Source organism: Acinetobacter sp. GW821-FHT01E09, assembly GCF_059422385.1.
Genome location: NZ_JBWKWU010000001.1, coordinates 2685432 through 2708202 on the forward strand (window position 1 = coordinate 2685432; position 22771 = coordinate 2708202).

At 37.7% G+C, this 22771-nt stretch carries 18 protein-coding genes; 6 read left to right on the forward strand and 12 right to left on the reverse strand.

The features are described from left to right. Window positions 1-5: 5 nt before the first annotated feature. From AC07U8_RS12305 to AC07U8_RS12320, 4 genes are all read right to left on the reverse strand, one after another. Window positions 6-743, reverse strand: coding sequence for a PA4824 family protein (locus AC07U8_RS12305; RefSeq protein WP_034618334.1), 738 nt, complete (start codon window positions 741-743; stop codon window positions 6-8). A gap of 526 nt (window positions 744-1269) precedes the next feature. Continuing rightward, window positions 1270-3504, reverse strand: a complete 2235-nt coding sequence (dnaX, locus tag AC07U8_RS12310) for a DNA polymerase III subunit gamma/tau (RefSeq protein WP_494737957.1) — start codon at window positions 3502-3504, stop codon at window positions 1270-1272. Between the two features lie 67 nt (window positions 3505-3571). Continuing rightward, on the reverse strand, window positions 3572-4309 hold the full coding sequence (locus AC07U8_RS12315) for a hypothetical protein (protein ID WP_494737958.1): 738 nt from the start codon (window positions 4307-4309) through the stop codon (window positions 3572-3574). Between the two features lie 249 nt (window positions 4310-4558). Continuing rightward, the gene (locus tag AC07U8_RS12320) at window positions 4559-6046 is read right to left on the reverse strand and encodes an MFS transporter (RefSeq protein WP_494737959.1); all 1488 of its coding nucleotides are present in this window, start codon (window positions 6044-6046) and stop codon (window positions 4559-4561) included. A gap of 114 nt (window positions 6047-6160) precedes the next feature. Here AC07U8_RS12320 and AC07U8_RS12325 point away from each other — a divergent pair, with 114 nt between their 5' ends. Then, on the forward strand, window positions 6161-6748 hold the full coding sequence (locus AC07U8_RS12325) for a TetR family transcriptional regulator (RefSeq protein ID WP_494737960.1): 588 nt from the start codon (window positions 6161-6163) through the stop codon (window positions 6746-6748). Window positions 6749-6864: 116 nt separating this feature from the next. Here the strand turns inward: AC07U8_RS12325 and AC07U8_RS12330 are convergent, their stop codons facing one another. The 3 genes from AC07U8_RS12330 to AC07U8_RS12340 form a co-directional block, all read right to left on the reverse strand. Then, window positions 6865-8130 carry a serine hydrolase domain-containing protein gene (locus AC07U8_RS12330; RefSeq protein WP_494737961.1) on the reverse strand — a complete coding sequence of 422 codons (1266 nt, stop codon included), beginning with the start codon at window positions 8128-8130 and terminating at the stop codon, window positions 6865-6867. Window positions 8131-8210: 80 nt separating this feature from the next. Continuing rightward, a complete protein-coding gene (locus AC07U8_RS12335) occupies window positions 8211-9065 on the reverse strand; it encodes a MaoC family dehydratase (protein WP_494737962.1) in 855 nt (284 codons plus the stop codon). A gap of 191 nt (window positions 9066-9256) precedes the next feature. Beyond that, window positions 9257-10648 (reverse strand): 3-oxoacyl-ACP reductase, encoded by a 1392-nt coding sequence (locus tag AC07U8_RS12340; RefSeq protein WP_004822281.1) that lies wholly within the window; start codon window positions 10646-10648, stop codon window positions 9257-9259. A gap of 311 nt (window positions 10649-10959) precedes the next feature. On the opposite strand from AC07U8_RS12340, the gene AC07U8_RS12345 reads away from it, so the two are divergent. Further along, window positions 10960-12498: an acetyl-CoA C-acetyltransferase gene (locus tag AC07U8_RS12345; protein WP_034615194.1), complete on the forward strand. Its 1539-nt coding sequence runs from the start codon at window positions 10960-10962 to the stop codon at window positions 12496-12498. Between the two features lie 167 nt (window positions 12499-12665). Here AC07U8_RS12345 and AC07U8_RS12350 read toward each other — a convergent pair whose 3' ends face one another. Then, window positions 12666-13784: an OmpW/AlkL family protein gene (locus tag AC07U8_RS12350; RefSeq protein WP_004822285.1), complete on the reverse strand. Its 1119-nt coding sequence runs from the start codon at window positions 13782-13784 to the stop codon at window positions 12666-12668. Window positions 13785-14458: 674 nt separating this feature from the next. Between AC07U8_RS12350 and mdh the strand changes: the two genes are divergently transcribed. The 3 genes from mdh to AC07U8_RS12365 all read left to right on the forward strand — a co-directional run bounded on the left by mdh (window position 14459) and on the right by AC07U8_RS12365 (window position 17680). Beyond that, window positions 14459-15631: an iron-dependent methanol dehydrogenase gene (gene mdh / locus AC07U8_RS12355; RefSeq protein WP_105713693.1), complete on the forward strand. Its 1173-nt coding sequence runs from the start codon at window positions 14459-14461 to the stop codon at window positions 15629-15631. A gap of 203 nt (window positions 15632-15834) precedes the next feature. Next, complete coding sequence (locus AC07U8_RS12360; RefSeq protein WP_419263331.1) at window positions 15835-16677, forward strand: SDR family oxidoreductase; 843 nt, start codon at window positions 15835-15837, stop codon at window positions 16675-16677. 40 nt (window positions 16678-16717) lie between these two features. Continuing rightward, a complete protein-coding gene (locus tag AC07U8_RS12365) occupies window positions 16718-17680 on the forward strand; it encodes an alpha/beta hydrolase (protein WP_494737963.1) in 963 nt (320 codons plus the stop codon). 58 nt (window positions 17681-17738) lie between these two features. On the opposite strand, the gene AC07U8_RS12370 is transcribed toward AC07U8_RS12365, so the two are convergent. Continuing rightward, a complete protein-coding gene (locus AC07U8_RS12370) occupies window positions 17739-18920 on the reverse strand; it encodes a sigma-54-dependent transcriptional regulator family protein (protein ID WP_004719519.1) in 1182 nt (393 codons plus the stop codon). A gap of 359 nt (window positions 18921-19279) precedes the next feature. Between AC07U8_RS12370 and exaC the strand changes: the two genes are divergently transcribed. Then, the gene (gene exaC, locus AC07U8_RS12375) at window positions 19280-20791 is read left to right on the forward strand and encodes an acetaldehyde dehydrogenase ExaC (RefSeq protein ID WP_004719517.1); all 1512 of its coding nucleotides are present in this window, start codon (window positions 19280-19282) and stop codon (window positions 20789-20791) included. Between the two features lie 133 nt (window positions 20792-20924). On the opposite strand, the gene AC07U8_RS12380 is transcribed toward exaC, so the two are convergent. From AC07U8_RS12380 to AC07U8_RS12390, 3 genes are all read right to left on the reverse strand, one after another. Next, window positions 20925-21263 carry an immunity protein Imm33 domain-containing protein gene (locus tag AC07U8_RS12380; RefSeq protein ID WP_494737964.1) on the reverse strand — a complete coding sequence of 113 codons (339 nt, stop codon included), beginning with the start codon at window positions 21261-21263 and terminating at the stop codon, window positions 20925-20927. Between the two features lie 91 nt (window positions 21264-21354). Then, the gene (locus AC07U8_RS12385; protein WP_494737965.1) at window positions 21355-21774 is read right to left on the reverse strand and encodes a hypothetical protein; all 420 of its coding nucleotides are present in this window, start codon (window positions 21772-21774) and stop codon (window positions 21355-21357) included. Between the two features lie 54 nt (window positions 21775-21828). Beyond that, window positions 21829-22701 (reverse strand): LysR family transcriptional regulator, encoded by an 873-nt coding sequence (locus AC07U8_RS12390; RefSeq protein ID WP_303577746.1) that lies wholly within the window; start codon window positions 22699-22701, stop codon window positions 21829-21831. Between the last annotated feature and the right edge of the window lie 70 nt (window positions 22702-22771).

A 22771-nucleotide genomic window follows, 5' to 3' on the forward strand; every position in this document is an offset into this window, starting at 1 on the left:
TCTTCCTATTGAACAGGAATTGAATTAGATGATTTTTTTATGAGTTTAAAATTGGTGAGAAACTCAGCTCCCAGCCCAAACCAGCGATCATGATGGTGGTCAAATCGATCTGCATAAGCCACTTGGACCCTGACAAAATCTTGAATCAACTCATAACCAAATGCGGTTTGAAAAAATACAGACTGATGATCTTGATTAAAGATTTCTGCACTGAGCGAAGTTTTAGCATTTATCCAATAATTACTTGAAATTGCAGCTAAAACATACTGAGTATTGCCCTGATGTTCATAGGAGATATTGCCATTTAAAAATAACCGATCATCCAATAATAAATAAGTTACGGGGAGATTCACTTTCCAACTAGAGTGGTCATCACCATACATATTTCGGCTTATTGTTAAGGATGCGGCAGCGCCCCAACTATTTGACTCCACTGCTTTCAAATTACGTTTGAATTGACCTGATATCACATCATGACGATTCTTATTTTGAACATGATCATCCAGTTGAAAACTTAATTCCAAATTTTTGGCAATGCCACATACTGGAGAAAAACTGGAATTAACCTCCTGATGTTTATAAAAGTTTATATTACTTTCAAAATGGCAAGTATATAGATCAGCAACACTTGCATCATCTGTAATTAATACAGGATCGGCATATGCTGATTTATGAATAATAAGTAATAAAAAGCAGCCCGTAATCAGTACTGTTTCTATCATACAAAGTTGATTGATTACCATCCGTAATCCTCATTGCTGAGGCGGTATGAATCTAAGTGCGCACAAAAACAAGCCAAAATTGAACTGATTAAAGTCAAAATTGAGCTGTTTCACATCAAAATGGGGATGTAGTTTAAAATCAGATTATAACTGTCTCATTGCAAGACAGCTCTCCTAAAGGCAGTGCTCTCTTGCTCAGATACGAATAATGGCTGTATATAAACTACAGCGCCTCGATGAACAATTTGCCACTTAGGGTCTCCGCTAATTAAAGTTGCCGCAATTATAACCATAAAAATATTTAAAACAAGTGATTTTCAGCATAACAACGTCTATAAATGCCAGATTGATCATCATAATTGGAATTAAAATTCTTATATAAATTGAGAACCTGATGAGATTTTAAAATAATTTACCTTGGCACAGGCAGAAAAGGATTGTGAATATTGCCTAAATTTCGGCAAAATACAGTGGAATAAAAACAAGCCCTATTCCAGTGAAATTGAGCTTATTTAAAACGATATTTAATCTAGATGTTTTTTTAAAATTAGGCTTTAAGCTGAATATTTTCCAACTTTCCATCCAATGCTTCAATTAAGCTTTTGACTAAAGGCTCTTTTTGAAGCATTTCACTGGCACGATCATAAGCTCGAAGCTTACGCTCGTTTTGCATCATATAAGGTGTGGTCGACTCAACTTCACCATATTGCACTGTAAATAACGTATTCGGCCACTGCTGTTTTAATTTCGCCTCAAGGTCATGTTGTGCTTGGTTCAGTAATTTTTCATATTTTTGTGAAGTTTGAAAAATAGATTGACCATTCACATCCCCTGTCATTAACCCATGCTGTGCAAGTTCTTGAACAGCTGGAGAAAGTGAGCTATTTCTAAACCAATACTCCCATTTTTCAACCGTCCACTCACCTTCTAAGACCTGTAATTTTAAGGCAAGTATTTGTTGTGGCGTTTGTTCCTCAGAACAAGATCCGTGTTCTATTTCAGGGATAATATTAGAAACTTGAGCTGGAGTATCTGTTTGAGAATGAATAGGCTCAACCAAATCAATTTCAACATTTTGATCCTGATTTTCAGGTGCTAAAAAGAATACATCTTGATTTGGGCTAGACGGAGACGTGGTATTTTTCGGTTGACTCAACTCAGCACCAAACAAGGTTAAACTTGGTTCTGCATTTTCTACGTCAATTTTCTCTTGAATAATTGGCGGCTGCGCTTCAACTCCTTGACTATTATGAGCCGTTGCTTCAACCACAGCGCTTTGTTGTACTTCCTCAGTAAAGTCATCTAAATAGTCATCACTGCTCGGTTCATGGTCAACACTTTGCTGTTGAGTTTGCTGATCTTCAACTTGGTCAAAAGCTGGATCTAAATCACTCACTACACGCTGCGAATTGGCCTCAACCTGCGCTTGCTGTGTCTCCGCTAATGGCGCGTAACTTTCTGGTTGTGAACTCACATCCAAAGCTACATTTTGTTGTTCACTGTTTTTTTCAACAGGCACTTGCTGAGTCTGCTGTTGATGAGCTGGCTCTTGTTGAATTTGCTCTTGCTGAATCTGTGCTTGTTGCACAAGCCCCGTTTGAACAAATGCTTGATGCGGTTGCTGTGAAATAACAACTTGATCGATATTCTGATTGTTTTGTGGTTGTTGAGCTTGAGAGACTACAATTTCATTGATTTGCATCGGTCTAAATGCCAGTAAACGCAATACTGTCATTTCAAAGCCTTGCTCTTGTGTTACTGCAAGTTGTAGCTCCGCTCTACCTTTACTGGCAATTTGATAATAAAGTTGTAAATCTTGTGCAGAGACAATTTTTGATAACTGCATAATTTTTTGATTAATTTCAGCACTGTATTTTAGACTTAAATCAGGCAAATATTGCAACATTGCCAACTCATGCAAAGTCGAAATAAACTGATCTAAAACCAATGAAACATCTAAAGCCTGTTGCCTAAATTGTAGTAATAATTGGCTGACACGTGCATTTTGGTTTTGATGAATTGCCAAGATCAAATCATAAATGATGGTTCTATCAATCAAACCCAGCATTTCTTTGACATCTTGATGATGAATTGCACCTTGACCATAGGCAATTGCTTGGTCAGTTAAAGACAATGCATCACGTAATGAACCTTGGGCAGATTCAGCAATTTGCCAAATCGCATCTTGCTCTGATGAAATTTCTTCTTTATTTAAAATATCTGTAAGGTGATGGGTAATTTCATCTACAGCCAATGGACGTAATGTAAATTGCAAGCAACGTGAAATCACCGTAATTGGTAATTTTTGTGGATCAGTTGTCGCAAATAAAAATTTTACATGTTCAGGCGGTTCTTCTAATGTTTTCAATAACGCATTAAAGGAATGCGTCGAAAGCATATGTACCTCATCGATCAAATATACCTTAAATCGCCCTTGGGTCGGTGCATAAGGTACATTGTCCAGTAACTCGCGTGTGTCTTCAACTTTTGTCCGTGATGCAGCATCGATTTCAATAAGGTCAATAAAGCGCCCTTCATTTACCGCCTTACAGGTTGCACAAACTTCACAAGGTGTAGAGGTTACCCCTGTTTCACAATTTAAACATTTCGCTAAAATTCGAGCAATCGTGGTTTTCCCCACCCCACGTGTTCCAGTAAATAAATAGGCATGGTGTAAACGTCCACGATCTAAAGCACTGGTCAGTGCACGTGAAACGTGATTCTGTCCGACCAATTCATTAAAGTTACGTGGGCGATATTTACGTGCAAGTACCTGATACATGGAAGCTCCTAGTTACAGGTCTAAGGATACTGTTTTTTTGCTGATTAGTGAATGAAGAACTGTAGAGTTATTTTTTATTAGAGATAATTCGATCAATTTCTTCGAGTTTTGCTATTCTGATCACCTTTTTTGAATCGTGTTTAAGTAAAATTAGCTTATCTTGGCTTGCATCCAAAATGTACCAACCCATACTATTTTTCTCATCTTTTAATTTAGCCATTGGCAATTGTTCAAGATTGTTCAGCTTTATTTGCGCTGAGAAACAAGTCGTTAAAGCAACAAATACGATCAGAATAAATAATTTGATTTCATTATCTTTTTTTATTTCTTTATTTGTAAATATCCCGAATGTAAGCCCAATTAGGACACAATTCCAAAACATTGAAGTGATACTGATAAGGCCAAATGTTGTTAATAAAAAAACAATTATTGAAGCAATAGCAATAACAAAAATGGTTTGCCAAAAGTGGAATGATTTATCCTGTTGAATGATTGCTTGATAAGTATTATCCGTTTGATCTGGGTCTGTTGATAGTTTAAAGCGTTTTTTCTGTCTAAAATTGAATGATTTTTTAATTAACCATTTGAATGTTTCCATTAAAAAAATAACTAAAACAATAACTCCAGACATCAAAAGCAAAACTTTTAATATTTCAAAAATATAGAAGGTAGGCGATAAAATAGACATTACCCACACTGCATCTAGGGAATAGTAGAAAAAAGCATTTGAAAAGACAGATATACTTAATGCTACGACAGACAATATTCCAAATAGCTCTGTAATTGATAATTCTTTTTTAATCATTTAATTAAAGTCAAAAATATTATTGATTGTTTTTAACACAACACCTGTACAACATAAAGTTTATCTATCTCTTAAATAGATTTAAAAATATACACTAGTAAATTTACTAAAAAACACTGCCGTGGCAGTGCTGAATAAATCACAATTTGGACTACTATAGTTTTTCAATAGCTTCACCAAACTCATTTTTTCACACTGTAAAATCTAAATGTAAAAAATAAGCGCATAATTTAAATTATGCGCAATATTCTAGACTGCTCGCTGTTTCTTTGCAGGTAAAGCACGCCAAACAAATACAGATAAAACCAAGAACATCAGACCCGAAATGCCCAAGACTTTACTATGTGAATGAATAAACGCTTCAAAAGCAGCTTGCTTTACTTGTTGCATCAATGCAGGCTCTAACTGTTTGGTCAGTAATAATGCCTCACCAATAGAGGAACTTGCTTGAGTTGCGATATTCAGCGGTAAATGATCAGGCAAGATAATCGAATGCGCATAAAATATAGACAACAATAGTCCAAAAATCGCAATCCCGAGACCAGCCCCTAACTCATAGGCCATACCTTCGATTGCACCAGCAGCCGTTGCTTTTTGTGGAGGTACAGCAGACATAATAGCTGCTGTGGAGGATAATAACGCGATTTCAACACTGATCCCCATCAGCACCATCCACACCCAAGCTTGAATATAATCTATGTCAAAATTGGTCATGGCTAAGCCGAAGAAACATAAGGCGCACATCAGCATCCCAACAGTTGCTACAGGTCTTAAACCATAGTGATTCATTAAAATACTGGTAAAGGGTCCCCCAATACTGATTGCTATCATAAAGGGTAAAATAAACAAACCTGCTTCTAATGGGCTATATCCATACACAAACTGTAATTCCTGTGAAAGGAGTAGCTCAAAACCAACTAATGCAATCATTGCCACCATTGCCATCACAATACTGGTTGAAATCACAGGATTCTTAAACAGACTAAAATCAATCATCGGTTGGGTTGTTTTCAATTGATGGCGGATAAATCCCACTAACAATCCCAATCCAAGCACAAAAATTAAAATCATCCCGAGGCTAAACGCATAGATAGAGGTCTTAATTGAATAAATCAGCATTAAGATAGCAGTGACCAAAATGAGCGCTTGTAATAGATTTAAAGGTTGTTTGGTTTGTACTGCTTGCTTCGGCACCAGCCATGTCGTTAAGACCAAGACTAAAATAATAATTGGCACATTAATCAGGAACACGGTTCCCCATGAAAAATGTTCCAAGATAAATCCACCTAAAAGTGGACCAAAAGCCGCTCCACCGCCACCGACAGTTCCCCAAATACCTAAAGCATAATTACGTTGTTTTTCATCTAAGAAGGTATTACGAACACCTGCCAAGGTTGCAGGTAAAATCATGGCAGCGCCTACACCAAGAAATGCTCTGGCAGCAATCAACATATAGGCTGAACTCGCAAAAGCAGCCATGAGAGAAGCCACACCAAAAATACCTGCACCAATTAGCATCAGCCGTTTAAAGCCAATACGATCCCCCAATGCCCCCATGGGTAAAATCAAGCCTGCCATGATCAGTGAATAGATATCTATCACCCAGAGCATTTCATTACTGGATAGTGATAAGGCAGCACTCAATGTTGGGATGGCAACATGCAAAACCGTTGCATCAATTGAAACCGGTAAATAAATTAAAACGATGATTACCAAAATCACCCAATTGCGGTACATAACACACCTAATTAAAGTTGGACACTTGTTCAAGTTGAGTCATTATAACCAGACTTGAACAAACGTCCAACTTTGTTTAATATTTGTTTTGTAAATTTTGTTGTATTAAAAGTGATGAACTATTTAAACCGAGAACAGCGTCGTACTATGATTTTGGATGCAGCAAAGCGTGTTGCATTACAAGATGGATTGAATGGATTAACTGTGCGCCGTATTGCCGCAGAAGCACAAGTTTCAACAGGACAAGTACATCATCACTTTGAATCAAGTTCGCATTTAAAGGCCGAAGTTTTTATTGAATTGATGGATCAACTCAATGAAGTAGAAGATCAAATTAAAACCGACAGTAGTTTTGAGCGTTTATCTCTCTTGCTAGGCTTTGAAAATATTGAACAAACTCAACCCTATTTACGACTTTGGAATGAAGCTGAGATTTTAATCGATCAAGATCCTGAAATTAAAAAAGCTTATAATATTACGATGGAACAATGGCATGTAGCCTTGGTTACTGCGATTGAACATGGCGTCAGCCAACAAGAATTTAAAATTGCTACAACCAGCAGCAGCCAAGACATTGCTTGGCGGCTGATTGCTTTTGTTTGTGGTTTAGAAGGAATCTATCAACTTGGCTTAAAAGGTCTAGACCAACACTCGTTTAAACACCATGTCGAAACCATCCTAAAAATGGAGTTATTTGCCTAAGAAAATATTGATAAATCTATATACTGCTGTTTAAAGTCCTTATTTTTAATTCTTTTGCAAAATAAGACTCAGCCATCTGATCTTCTATAAAATTTTAATCGCTTTGATCTTAATATTTAGAACCAGCCTTTACTTCCCTTAAGTAAACCATCGGCGCAGCGCAATGTTTCTTGGGTCAGTCCCCAAAGACGATAATCGCCTGTGATTGAACCAATGGCAAAATTATGGGTATAGGCAAAACTAAGCCCTCGTTGCGGGTCACACCACGCCCCAGAACCGTTATATCCAATGTGACCAAAGCCTTGCTTGGCACGTTTACCCATACTAATCACACGGTGGTAGCCTAAACGCCATTTCATCGGAATTGGCATCACACGATCTCGCTTAATCGATTGAATTTTACTTAACTCTGCAAATATTTCAGGACGAATGAAAACTTTTCCTTCCCAAACCCCTTTATTTGCCATCATGGCATAAACTTTTGCAAGACTATTGGCGCTAAATACCCCATTGGCCGCTGGAATAATCGCTTGAAGCCCTTGGTCACTAAAGAAACTAAAATCACGCATCCCTTTCGGTACCATAGCATCTAAAAAATCTTGCGGATTTTGTCCGGTTAATTCAACCAATTTATCGGAAAAAGACGTTTTATGATGCTTCTTGGCTTTGCTCTTACTGGATTTTGTTTCTGTTTTTTGTACAGGTGCTGCTTTTTGAATTAAACGCGCCACACGATTTAGCTCAGATTCAGGCACACCAAAATAGGCACCATCAAGGTGTAGGGGTTCAACCAAATACTTCCGCATTAACTGTGTTAAAGATTGTTGCGTTGCTTTCTCTAAAACACCACCCACCAACCAGCCAAACGTTAATGCCTGATATGCAATATCAGTTCCTACAGCAAAACGGGGTGTGGCCTGCTCCATCACCTTAAGCATATGCTGCCAATCCGCCATTTCAACGGCACCAGCAATAATATTGCGAATATCGTATAAGCCACTTTGATGACTTAAAATATGACGCAGTGTCATATTCTCTTTACCATTTTGAGCAAATTCAGGCCAAAAATTGACTATAGGCGTATCGTAGTCTAAGAAACCTTCACTCACCAAAATATGCGCGAGTGTGGCCAGTACACCTTTCCCTGTGGAATAACAAACCGACAAGGTTCGCTCATTCCATTGCTCAGTTTTTGATTTTTTACCCGTATATATATCGACAACTTTTTCATTTTGAAAATAAACAGTTAAAGCAGCACCACCATTTTCGCTACGACCATCCTGCAAACGACTAAATTGAACAGCGAGATCTTGAAAACGCTCATCCACATAGCCCTGATAATTTTTCGTATTCGCAAAAATAATGTCCGTTAAACTGCTCATTGCCCTATCCTATTTTTTTAATCATAACTTTTTTAATTAAAAAAGCCTGAATCATCTCGACTCAGGCTTTATATTTTATCTTATAAAGCGTTAACCACACCAGAAACATGAGGTTTTTGTGATTTTTGATTACGAATCAAAAAGTCAGTTGTTGTACCATCTTGTGCAGTTAAAAATTCTACTGTTGAAGGTAAATACATCGGCAATTTAAACAATACATCGGCTTCATAAGCTTCTGGTAAGTTGAGCCCAGCGAGAACACGCGCCTTGCTCCACATCCCATGAGCAATCGCTTGTTTAAAACCAAATGCTTTTGCAGTTAATGCATGGATATGAATCAAGTTAAAGTCACCTGATGTCATAGCATAACGACGACCAGTATTTTCAGAAACTTCCCAAACCGCCTGAACTTGATAATTTGGTTCTTTTTTATCTTTTGGTTTTTCTGTAACTGAACCATCGGTTTTTTGGCGTGCTAGATAGGTGGTTAATCCTTGCATGACCACGTCACCGCCAACTTTGGCTGTTGTGATGAAATCGAACTGAACCCCTTTATCATGGGACTTTAACTCACCAAATTGACAAGATAAAGTCAGCTGTTCATTGACCCCAATTTTACGTGTTTGCTTAATTTGATTGCGAATATGCACCAAGCCTAAGATTGCAAAAGGAAATGCTTCAGAGGTCATCATATGCATTTGTAAACTTTGCGATAAAACAGCTAAATAAATCGCGGGAATATACCCATTATTTTTAAAGCCACACACTTCGTTATATGCTTTTAAATGATTTGGATCAATTTTGAATGAATCAACCACATATTCAACTTGCGGTAGAACTTTTTCACCTTTTGGCTTTTTAAAAATTAAACCCTGAATCACTTTTGGATAAGCTAAATATGGCTTAGGAAGTTGACTAAAATGGCGAGTATTCATACTGGACCTTTGAAAAATTAATTCTTATTCAACATTTAAAAAATCCAACATTTCAGTTGGAAATTAACGGATGATACAGCTTAAACATCCTGATTTTGTTTAAGAGAAAACCAGCGAAAGCGTTATTTAAATACACAAATAATCTCTTCGCGGTAATCCCCTAAACGAAACAGGATTTCACTTATGCGTGATTATGCACCCAATAAGCTTTGACCACAAACACGCACAACATTACCATTTAATCCTGTAGATGCTGAAGATGCAAATAAAGCAATTGTTTCAGCAACATCAACAGGTAAGCCACCTTGACTCATTGAGTTCATACGACGACCCGCTTCACGGATTGCAAATGGAATTGCCGCGGTCATTTGAGTTTCAATGAAACCTGGCGCTACAGCATTAATAGTAATACCATTTTTTAACACAGGTGCAGTAAATTTCACCAAGCCAATGACACCTGCTTTTGATGCAGCATAGTTGGTTTGACCTAAGTTACCAGCAATACCTGAAATTGAAGATACGCAAACAATACGACCATTTGCATTTAAACCATCATTTGACAATAAATAATCATTAATACGTTCAGCAGCAGATAAGTTGATATTAATCACCAGATCCCACATCTCTGGCTTCATATTTGCCAAAGTTTTGTCACGTGTAATACCCGCATTATGTACGATGATATCTAAACCACCTTGTTGAGCTGCCGCAGCTTTGATTTTTTCACCGGCATCAGCAGCAGTGATATCAATTGCGAGTGTAGAACCACCGATTTCACTTGCAACACGGTCTAGGTCTGCTTGTTGTGGTGGAACATCTAAACAAATTACATGTGCACCATCACGTGCCAATACATGTGCAATCGCTTCACCAATACCACGGCTTGCACCTGTTACTAATGCAGTTTTGCCTGCAAGCGGTTTTGCCCAATCGATATCAATCACATCACCTTTAGATACGCGAATCACTTGACCCGATACGTATGCTGAACGTGGAGAAATTGCAAAACGTAAACTTGATTCCAAGTTTTGTGCAGCATCTGCATCAACCAGAATAAGATCAGCAGCAATTCCTTTCTTAAACTCTTTACCAACCGATTTAACAAACCCTTCTAATGCACGTTGTGCAATCGCCTGCTTAATCGTTGGTGCAGTTTCAGGTGTTAGACCAATAATAATTACACGGCCTGATGTCGCAATTTGACGGGCAACAGGATTAAAAAACTTGTGTAGTTCATGTAATTGTTCTGAATTTTGAATCCCTGATGCATCAAATATCACTGCTTTGAATTTTGATTCTTTATCGCCTTCATTAAAAGCGCCAACATTCAAACCAGATTTTGCCGCAGCTTGTTGTAACTCTGCGTTATTCCCTGCATAAGTGTTGGCATGAATATTACTAAGAACCTGCGCAACTTCACCAGTGAAATGACTCTTTGGAGCTGCACCAAATAATACAGCACCTTTAACGACAGGAGTGGCTGACTCAAAGCGGTCTAGCTGGATTGGTGATGGTAAACCTAAATTTTTTATGACAAATTTACCAATTGGAGATTTAGCAAATGCTTGGTATTGGTCAGACATGTTTCTTATCTCTCATCAAATTAATTTTGTATGGGGCTTAAGCTATCTTTTAACTTCAGTATAATCTCAGATATTTAGCTGTGTTGCGCTTTCTTAAATGGCTTGCGTTGGTCTTTGCGCAAGGCTTAGAGGAATCATCAACAACGCTATCATCTCTATGACCCATAAGCTTCAGTTAAATCATACTTGAGTTGCCAAAATGATGACTTGACCTGAAAGAATATGCAAATGTCATTATAGTCAATTCGAGTCATAGCCAATTATGTTAATGTAAGCACTAAGAATATTGCGAACATGCTTGGAAAAGCCTTATGAGCAAAACAACTCAAGAAAATTCAAACGCTGAAAGCACTGTACAAGAAACTGTGTCAAATACATCAAAACCTCGTACTCGTACGAGTAAAAGTAGCAACACAAATTCTACAAATGCCAATGCAGCCAACACGACTAAAAAACCGACTCGTGCACCAGCAACTGCTTCACGTAGCAAAGCAACGGCATCGACGGCAAAAAAAGTTACAACAGCTTCATCTTCTAAAACTCAAACTTCTGGTCAGCAGGATAAAATTATGAGTCAAAACACTGTACGTCGCGTAGCAATTATTGGCGGTAACCGTATTCCTTTTGCACGTTCAAATGGCCCTTATTTCCGAGCGTCAAACATTGACATGCTTACTGCGTCTTTAAACGGTTTAATTGAACGTTTTAACCTTCAAGGTCAACGTTTAGGTGAAGTTGTTGCTGGTGCAGTTCTAAAACATAGCCGTGATTTCAACATGACACGTGAATGTGTTTTAAATACTCAACTTGCCCCTGAAACCCCTGCTTATGATATTCAACAAGCATGTGGTACTGGCTTACAAGCAGCTTTCCTTGTTGCAAACAAAATTGCATTAGGTCAAATTGAAGTGGGTATTGCTGGTGGTGTAGATACCACTTCTGATGCACCAATCGCGTTTGGTGACGGCTTACGTAAAGCATTGCTTGAATTAAACATTGCAAAAACAGGTAAAGATCGTTTAAAAGCCTTAGCTAAAATCAATGTTAAAGACTTGATGGATGCGCCAAAAAATGGTGAACCTCGTACAGGTTTATCTATGGGTGATCACCAAGCGATTACTGCTTTAGAATGGGGTATTCCTCGCGAAGCTCAAGATGAACTTGCTGCATCTTCACATCAAAAAATGGCCAAAGCATATGAAGAAGGTTTCTTCGATGATTTGATCACGCCATTTATGGGTCTAGACAAAGACAATAACTTACGTCCTGATTCTTCAGTTGAAAAATTGGCTAAGCTTAAACCTGCATTTGGTAAAGGTGATACTGCAACAATGACTGCAGGTAACTCTACTCCTCTTACAGACGGCGCTTCAGTTGTACTTTTAGCCTCTGAAGAATGGGCGAAAGCAAATGGTCATGAAGTACTCGCGTACTTAACATTCACTGAAACTGCTGCTGTAGATTTTGTCAATAAGAAAGAAGGTTTATTGATGGCACCTGCTTATGCTGTTCCACGTATGTTGGCTCGTGCGGGTATTAAACTTCAAGACTTCGACTACTATGAAATTCATGAAGCTTTTGCATCACAAGTTCTTTCGACCTTAAAAGCATGGGAAGATCCTAAGTTCTGTAAAGAACGTTTAGGTCTAGATGCACCATTGGGCTCAATTGACCGTAGCAAACTCAATGTTAAAGGTTCTTCTTTAGCTGCTGGTCATCCATTTGCAGCAACAGGTGGTCGTATTTTGGCAACTGCTGCAAAATTGATTAACCAAAAAGGTTCAGGTCGTGTGTTAATTTCGATTTGTGCTGCTGGTGGTCAAGGTGTAACTGCAATCGTAGAGAAATAAGTTCTCTGATTTGTACGATACCTTCAAAAAAGCATCCTAAATGGATGCTTTTTTATTGCTCGTCAATCTACATATCGCTAACAAGATTTTACCTAGACCACAAAAAATGGTTAGCCGAAGCTAACCATTTAAAATCTTCACTATTCTTAGGGAAAATAGTGTTGATTTTAGAAGCGATACCCCACACCAACATAAGTAATCAATGGATCTATATCGACTTTTGTCGTGGAATTAATCAGTCGCTTACCAGTCTTGGCATCAACGACATCAATCTTTGCCTGATTGTTGAGCTTGGCATAAGAAACAGAAGCCACACCAAACCAGTTTTCATTAATATCATAAGTAGCGCCCAGACTTACAATGGGTGCTATGGCATCAGTCGTTTTAACTCTTACATAAGGATTTGCACTGGAAGGTTTACCATCTAACGCAGCCCCAGCTTTTCCATCTAAAACGTTTTGAATCATGTGTCCCGCTGCAACCAGATCACTTTTGATCTGTGAGTTCAACTTAATATCCGTGAAATGAGAGTACATCACCCCTACCCCAATATATGGACGCAATTTATTGACACCAGATTGACCAAATTGATATTGCGCTTCCAGCGCTGGTGTCCAAGCACGTACCGATGCTGCTTTAGACTTATTGCCTAAATTGGTGATTGGGATTGCTTGATTTAAACCAATACCATCTGGAAATAAGATATTAACCAACTCATTTGGCGAAGTGGCTAATCCTGTGAGCGGTGCCAAGATTTCCCCTTTACCTTTAATATCCACTTTTGGAGGAATCCCACCAATGAGTTGCAAAGAAACATTGTCGTTGATGTAATAATTTAGCATCAAGCCCAGCGTATCCACATCATCGACTTCGAGCCCTGTACCCTTGGCTTGCCAATTTTCCAAGCCATGAATATTTGCGGTTCCTGCGACCTCCGGCAAAATATTACCCTTACCATCAGTCAATAAGGTTTGCATAAAGGCATCATTGAGAAATTCAGTTAACACCTCTTTCTGATTAAATGGCACTCCGCCTAAGTCTTCTCCCATCGCATTAGGATCAACTGAGTTTAAAAAACTGGTTGTAGAGATACTTCCGACTGTTGCATTGGTACCATTTTTAACACTGGTATTAATATTAAAGGGATTGGCTTTTCCTTGAGGCATGACATGTAGCCAACCTGCAGATACTGAAAAGCGTTTATACTCCCCCGCAAAACTCGTGCTGGTAATCGCGAATAATGAAGTTGCTATAGCAATATTTTTTAACGTTAATATTTTTTTCATTTTTTATCCTTAAAATATGAGATTACCGAACCGTGGCAACCTGTTTAAAAAACATACATAAAAAACAATATTTATGTATAAAATTCTGATCAATAGCATTTACACTCATCCGAAAAAAATATTGGTACTTTTACTTTTAAATTTTTCATAATACTTATTAATGATATATATCATTATGTTATTTTTATCATTTAGCATAAATTAACAGTACAGGTATATTTAAAAAGTCTATTTAAGCCCATACTGACTCAGTATAGGAATATTAAATTTTTCACATAATTTTCACTTTTTAATTATTAATACACATTCTCACAAATTGATAATTCATTCTATTTTTATGGATTTTAAAATTTATGCTCAAAATTTAACTCAACGCGTCACTTTTTAAAAATAAAATGATCTGTCAAAACAAAAAATACCAAATAAAATATGTTTTTGTAGTTTTTAATCAAAACTCACGTTCAAGTATGCTTTTCACCTTAAAAATTATAAAGAAAAACTTCATCACTTTATTTTAAATAAAAATATCAAACACTTAATTTAAAGTTTTTATTATTAAAATTTGGTAGGTGTTTAGTAGGTATTCAATCCAGCCCTCAAAACTGATACTCAACCTCAAGGTGATCATCACCTTTCTGGAATGATGAAATAACAATGGTAGAAGGAATCGCACCATGGCTTTTAAAAATATAGCAGATCAAACAAACGGTTTTTACATCCCTTGCGTCTCACTTTTTGGTCCAGGTTGTGCCAAAGAAGTCGGTGCTAAAGCACAAAATTTAGGGGCAAAAAAAGCCCTCATCGTCACTGATGCTGGATTATTCAAATTTGGTGTTGCAGACATTATTGTTGACTATCTCAAAGAAGCTGGTGTAGACAGTCATGTTTTTCCTGGTGCAGAACCAAACCCGACAGATATTAATGTACACAATGGCGTAAACGAATATAACAATAATGGCTGTGACTTTATTGTGTCATTAGGTGGTGGATCTTCTCATGACTGTGCAAAAGGAATCGGCTTAGTTACCGCAGGTGGCGGTCATATTCGTGATTATGAAGGGATTGATCAAAGTAAAGTCCCAATGACACCGCTTGTCGCAATCAATACGACCGCGGGAACTGCTTCTGAAATGACTCGTTTCTGTATTATCACCAATACAGATACCCATGTAAAAATGGCGATTGTTGACTGGCGTTGTACACCGCTTGTTGCAATTGATGATCCTAAACTCATGATTGCAAAACCTGCTGCTTTAACTGCTGCAACGGGTATGGATGCTTTAACTCATGCTGTAGAAGCTTATGTTTCAACTGCTGCAAACCCAATTACCGATGCATGTGCAGAAAAAGCCATTTCAATGATTAGCGAATGGTTAAGCCCTGCTGTTGCCAATGGCGAAAATCTTGAAGCACGTGATGCAATGGCATATGCACAATATTTAGCAGGTATGGCATTTAACAATGCATCTTTAGGTTATGTACATGCAATGGCTCATCAATTAGGTGGCTTCTATAACCTTCCACACGGCGTATGTAATGCAATTCTATTACCGCATGTGTGTGAGTTTAACTTAATTGCTTGTCCTGACCGTTATGCAAAAATTGCCCAATTAATGGGTGTCAATACTGAGGGTTTAACCGTTACTGAGGCTGCCTTTGCTGCGATTGATGCAATTCGTGAGTTATCATCATCTATTGGTATCCCTTCTGGCTTAGCTGAACTGGGTGTCAAAGCGGAAGATCATGCAGTGATGACATCAAATGCGCAAAAAGATGCCTGTATGTTGACAAATCCACGTAAAGCAACTGATGCTCAAGTAATTAAAATTTTTGAATCAGCAATGTAAAAACGATCCCCTTTCGTTCTACTCAGTCTGACAACTGTTTTAGGCCTAATACAATGAAGTATGCTTGATACTCAGGAATATTACTTTGGTAGTATTCCTTTTTTATACGCTTATCAAAAAATGACAATCATTATTGTCAGATATATTGATAAAGTCACAATCTATGACTATGATGCTTAAAACATCAGCGGATTATTTCAGCAATGACAACAACAAGTAAAACCATCATCATCACGGGTGCAAACACTGGAATCGGGCTTGCAACTGCAGAAACATTTATTAAGGATGGTCACCATGTGATCATTGCTTGTCGTAATCCTGAAAAAGCAAAAACAGCACAACAACACTTAGAGTCATTCGGTACAGGTCAAGTAGACGTGATTCGCCTTGATTTAAATAGTCTTGAACAAATTAACCAAGCAGCCAATGAAATTATTGCCAAATATGAAAAAATTGATGTATTAGTCAACAATGCTGGCATGATGACACCTGATCTTGAGGCCACAGCTGATGGTTTTGAAAAACAGTTTGGGGTAAATTATCTGGGGCCTTTTCTTTGGACATTGAAACTTCTTCCATTGGTTCAAAAAGCCCAACAAGGTCGTGTAATTCATTTGGCTTCAATGATGCATCTTTTAGGTCGTATCCAACCTGAAAACTTTAACGCGGATCAAGTGAAAAAATACAATGGTGTATTGAGCTATGGCAATAGTAAATTAGCCAATCTGCTGTTTAGTAATATCCTTGCCAAACAACTACAAGGAAGTCATGTCACCAGCAATGCATTGCATCCAGGTGGCGTAGATTCTGAGATTTATCGTGAATTACCCAAATGGCAATATGCAATAATTAAACTTGGTCTTATTCCACCATCTAAGCCTGCCGAATTAATTAAAAAAATTGCTTTTGATCCATCATGGGAAAAGCGCAATGGTGATTATGTGAGTTTGCAAACCCCTGCGTTTAAATCAGGCAAAGCCAAAGATATACAGTTGGCACAAAAACTATATGATGAATCCTATGCGCTGGTAAAAGACTATCTGTAATTTTTCGGATTTCATTTTTCAATAAATTCAGGAATATGCTATGACCACTCAATCTACTGAATATCAACCTGATATCCTTGGTACAGGTTATGAAAAACTAACCTTAAACTTAACAGATGACTATGATGGTAAAGTCATTGCGACTTTGGTACGCAAACAAGCAGCTCAAGCGAGCAAGAAAGCGGTGCTCTATATCCATGGTTTTATCGATTATTTCTTTCAAACAGAAATGGCTGAACAATTTAATCAACATGATTATGATTTTTATGCACTTGATTTAAGAAAATATGGTCGTTCTTACCTACCACATCAAAAATATTATTATGTTCTAAATTTGAATGAATATGATGAAGAAATCACACAAGCATTAAAGATTATTGGTCAGGAAGACCACACTGAGGTGTTACTGGCAGGACATTCTACAGGTGGATTGATCGCAACATTATATGCAGCACATTATCCACAACATCCCCTTATTCAAGCCTTATGGTGCAATAGTCCTTTTTATGACTTTAATATGCCTGCTTGGAAGAAAAAATTAGCCCTCCCCAAACTCAGCGCATTGGGTAAACGCTTACCTAATTTAAAGTTTCCAAGTGAATTAAATAAATGGTATGTCACTAGTCTGCATAAAGATTTGCAAGGCGAATGGGATTTCAGCTTAGAGTGGAAAAAACCAACTTACCCCAAAGTATATTTAAGCTTTGTGCATGCAATTTTTGAAGCGCAAAAAGAAATTCATGCAGGTGTACAGATCAATGTACCAACCTTAGTGATGCATTCTCACAAAACAACCTATCCCAAGAAATTTAACCGAGATGCTCAAAGCACTGATGTTATTTTAGAGGTCAAAGACATCGTCAGGGATGCAGGTAAAATACAGGGCGACGTTAATGTCATGACCATTCAAAATGGACTGCATGACTTAGTCTTATCGGCACCAGAAGTCAGAAAAGAAGTTTATCATCAACTTTTTTCTTGGTTAGCCCAAAAACAGCTTTAAAAGCGCCAATTCATTCTTTTTTGCAAACGCAATGATCAGTTAAAAGTATCCTGCAAAATCAATGTTCATCTTTATATTTCATTAGAATTTGATGAGCAGGATGCCCGACTGGTGTAAGTTCAATCAGACGCTCAACGGCATCAATCGCCTCTGGAAAATGTGCAAGGTGTTTTAATAAAGCATCTGTTTCATTGGCTTTAAAAATCGCTTCACTCAGGCGTGATTCAAGGCAGTCTCGCCATGCAGATAAAAAAGGACTTTCAGTTTTAGCTAAAAATACACCTTTGCATAATTTTAAAGCGGATTCGGTATAACCCGCATCTAAAGCATTCTCTGCTTGCAAGAAATCTGCCTCAACATGTGCCAATAAACGATAAGGCCGTGAACCCAACATGCCACCCAAGATATCGCGCAACTGCGACATTTCAGCTTTTAATGTGCCGACACTCACTTTTCGTTCACCATATAGCGCTTGATGTAAATTTTCCAGATTCATCCCTTGTGGACACAACGCAAGAATAGTCAAAATTTCAATTTGTCGTGGTGTCAGTACCACGATCTTGCCATTGAACAACACTTGTGGCACAGCAAAAGCCCGGATAAATAAATGTTGTTGTTGAAACTCTAGCAATGCCGATTGAATAATTGAGGCACAGCGTTCAGCTGCCAGTAATCCCAAACTATTGTGATGATTCCATGTGGTTGAAAGATCAATTACCCCTAAAACTTGTTTGGAATATGGATCTATAATTGGAGAGGCATAACAAACCCAGTCATGCACCGAAGACATAAAATGTTCATTAGAAAACACACAACTGGATTGTTGGGTTTTTAATGACAGTGCCAAAGCATTGGTTCCCACCAAATCTTCTCGCCATTGTCCACCAGCAATAAAATGAACACGTTCTGCGGCATTGCGCATTTGCCCACTTGCGGCTGACCAGATAATAGTACTACCGATATCCCCTACTGCAGCAACCATTGCCGACTGTTCTGCGATATGAGTTAATTCATCACGACAATGTTCGATGGCTTTTTCTAACAGTGTTTTTCTTTCTTGTTTTACATTCATCAAGGGTGCAGCATCACGATCTTTGGGAATCGCAGCTGAATTGGAACGTTGCCATGAACTTGCAATACTCTGCCCGAGTTGATCAGCATGTTTTAAAGACAAACTACTACTTTGGCGTAATTGCTCAATTAAACTCCGTTTATTTGATAACTCTTGTTGGCTTAACATACGCTACTTCCTCTGTAATTCGTTAAAAAATATCCTATCCTTTCTCTGTTGTTTTTATCCAGCGGACCTGCTTATAAATTACTCTAGCACATTAACACAGTGAGCTTAACCTCAGTCAACACAACTCATACCAAAGCGTTAGAATAAAACCAATTTTTTCCAATATTTAGCAATTTTTCAATAAACAAGAAAATATTGCCAAAGATTAAAGCATAGCGCAAATGTGTCTTGGATTTCATCCAACCTTTTCCCTACCTTTGACTCTCTATGCTCAAACCCTCATGTAAACAATCATTGTTCATACATGCCATATTAAACACATCATGAATGATCATGAATATAAGTAAAGGGATACTCTTATGCGTTATGTAGATCCAAATCAGCCTGGTTCAAAAGTACAGTTCAAAGCCCAATATGAAAACTTTATTGATGGCAAATGGGTAGCACCTGTTAAAGGGCAATATTTTGATAATGTCTCTCCTGTAGATGGTAAAGCCTTTACCAAAATTCCACGTTCTTCTGCGGAAGATATCGAACTTGCATTAGATGCAGCACATAAAGCCAAAGCTTCATGGAACAAAGCATCTCCAACAACACGTTCAAATGTACTGCTGAAAATTGCAGATCGTTTAGAAGAAAATTTAGAATTACTGGCGGTTGCAGAAACATGGGAAAACGGTAAGCCAATTCGTGAAACATTGGCAGCCGATATTCCTTTAGCAATTGACCATTTCCGTTATTTTGCAGGTTGTTTGCGTGCACAAGAAGGTGGTATTTCTGAAATTGATGAAGATACCATTGCTTACCACTTCCATGAGCCTTTAGGTGTAGTTGGTCAGATCATTCCATGGAACTTCCCTATTCTTATGGCAGCATGGAAACTTGCACCAGCACTTGCAGCGGGTAACTGTATAGTACTTAAACCTGCTGAACAAACACCATCAAGTATTTTAGTTGTTGCTGAACTCATTCAAGATATTTTACCGCCAGGCGTTTTAAATATTGTCAATGGTTACGGCGTTGAAGTGGGTCGCCCACTAGCAACCAATCCACGTATTGCTAAAATTGCATTTACAGGTTCCACTGCTGTTGGTCAAATGATCATGCAATATGCAACTGAAAATATTATTCCTGTGACACTTGAGCTTGGTGGCAAATCACCAAACATTTTCTTTGAAGATGTCATGGATAAAGATGATGATTATTTAGACAAAGCGCTTGAAGGCTTTGCCATGTTCGCTTTAAACCAAGGTGAAGTATGTACTTGCCCATCACGTGCCTTGGTTCAAGAAAGTATTGCCGATAAATTCCTAGAAATGGCTGTTGAGCGGGTAAAACGCATCAAAACTGGACATCCTCTAGATACAGACACCATGATTGGTGCTCAGGCATCTCAAGAGCAACAAGACAAAATCTTGGGTTGTATCGCAACAGGTCGTGCTGAAGGTGCTCAATTGCTTACAGGTGGTGGCGATCGTCAGGAAGTCGGTCAAGGTTTCTATATTGAACCGACCATTTTCAAAGGTGACAATAGTATGAAGATTTTCCAAGAAGAAATTTTTGGACCAGTCCTCTCTGTCGCAACATTTAAAGATTATGACGATGCGATCCGAATTGCCAATGATACGATGTATGGCTTAGGCGCTGGTGTATGGTCGCGTTCTGCGCATACCTCTTATCGTGCGGGTCGTGCGATTGAAGCTGGTCGTGTATGGACCAACTGCTACCATATCTACCCTGCACATGCTGCATTCGGTGGTTATAAGAAATCAGGCATTGGCCGTGAAAACCACAAGATGATGCTTGATCATTATCAACAAACCAAGAATTTATTGGTTAGCTATTCAACCAAAGCAATGGGCTTCTTCTAAGTTCTATAGTTGATTTACACTTTAAAAAAGCGAACTTCGGTTCGCTTTTTTTGGTCATGATGAAGATGCTTTTTAATTCTTATCACTATCAATTCATTCATTATTTTATACAGATTGCGATGATTCTCTAAATTTAGTCGGTTGTTGGATTCATCCAAACATCTTCATAGCCATGCTCATCAATAATGACATGATAATCGTGCTCAAGCGCCAAATAAGGTAAAATTTCAGGTAAATATTGCTGTAAATGCGAGGCATGCAGCGGTTGATAAAAATCATCAGCTGAAGAATATTCTCCACAGTGAATAAACCAAGAAACATTGTCTTGTTTTTGAAGCGCAACTCGAACTGCATAAATCGGTTGTTGACCTAGACTCTGTAATGCAATTGCAACCCTATCCGACAGATTAAATTCGATATATTTTGACTGATATTTTTTGCAGATTTGCCGTTGTAATGTTTCTAAATCCATCAACACATTCCTTTATTGCCTGTTTAGTATTGTTTATTTAGTTGCATAAACCAATACGTTCAAATCAGATATATTGAGATCAGCAGCAAAATTATTTAAGCCTTTTCCATAACATTTTAATATTTTCGAAGCTATATCCCACCACGACTCTTAAATTCATCATCAATAACATTGTGAAAAACACAATCACAAACATCACTAAACTTCGTGGAAAAAATTTCTGATCTAAAACAGATTTATAAGTATTCAATGCTAAATATAAAATGATCAAAAGTGTGTAAAAGAACAGTTGAAAGTAGATTTTGTATCTTGGCTTTTTCTCAACAATTTCCATCAAATATACAGACAAAGCCAATGCAGAAAATGCGGTAAAAATGAAAAAGCCGAGTACCCATAAAATGCTAAAGCTTTTGATATGGCTGATTGCCCATAAGGATAGGTTAGCAACACAGCCACATAATATAAATGCTGTTTTAGGACGTTCTATGAGTTTATAAATCAAATCATTCATTCTCTGTGCTTATACTCTTCTTTTGTTCTTTTGCGAAAGGCTCACGATAAGATGCTAAACCATTTGTGCAATATCAATAAATGCCTGTGTAATTGGACTCATCTGTTTTTTATTCTTCACTGCCAGACTAATAGACCGCTTGATATTGGGTGATAAAGGTAATTTTTGAACATTGGGAAACAGCGTCATCAACTCTTTATTCAAGGCCATATCTGCGACAATTGACACACCAGCACCATTGTTCACCATATTAATAATGGTCAATATTTGAGAAAAATAACATTTAATTTTTGGACTCAGATTGGCTTTTCTAAACATCTCTGTCACATGGTTTTGACTGCCTGCTGAGGTCATTAAAAAAGGATGTTCTACCAATTCATCCAATCGAACTGCACTTTGTTGTGATCGTGCATAGGATTTGGGAATAAGTGCTACAAAAATATCCTCAATCACAGGAAAAGTATCAAAACGTTCTTCAGGTAAAACCACAAATCCAACATCAATAGTACGGTCATGAATCCATTGAGCAATATCTTTGTCCGTTCCTTCTTTAATAAACACTTCAATATTTGGATATTTTAAACTAAATTTTTCTAGAATTAAGGGAATCAATACATTAGAAGATGAAGCACCGAAAGATCCAATTCTTAAAGTGCCAGAATGAAATCCTTGTATATCGGAGATTTCTTGTTTTAGCACATTAGAAATATTCAAAATTTCTTTCACATGCACTAAAAGCCGTATACCCGATTCAGTTAGCTCAACTTCATTATGATTGCGATAAAACAATGTGACTGACCAATCTTGTTCTAAGCCTTTAATTGCATGAGAAATCGCAGATTGAGAAATTTGCAAACGCTGCGCTGTGACAGTAAAGCTTTTCTGTTCAGCCAACATGGCAAAAATAGTCAGTTGAGTAAATGTCATCGCCACTCTATCCATGAGTAAAAACTCATTTTACCATGAATAGGCATAAGTCATATTCTTGATTAAAGTT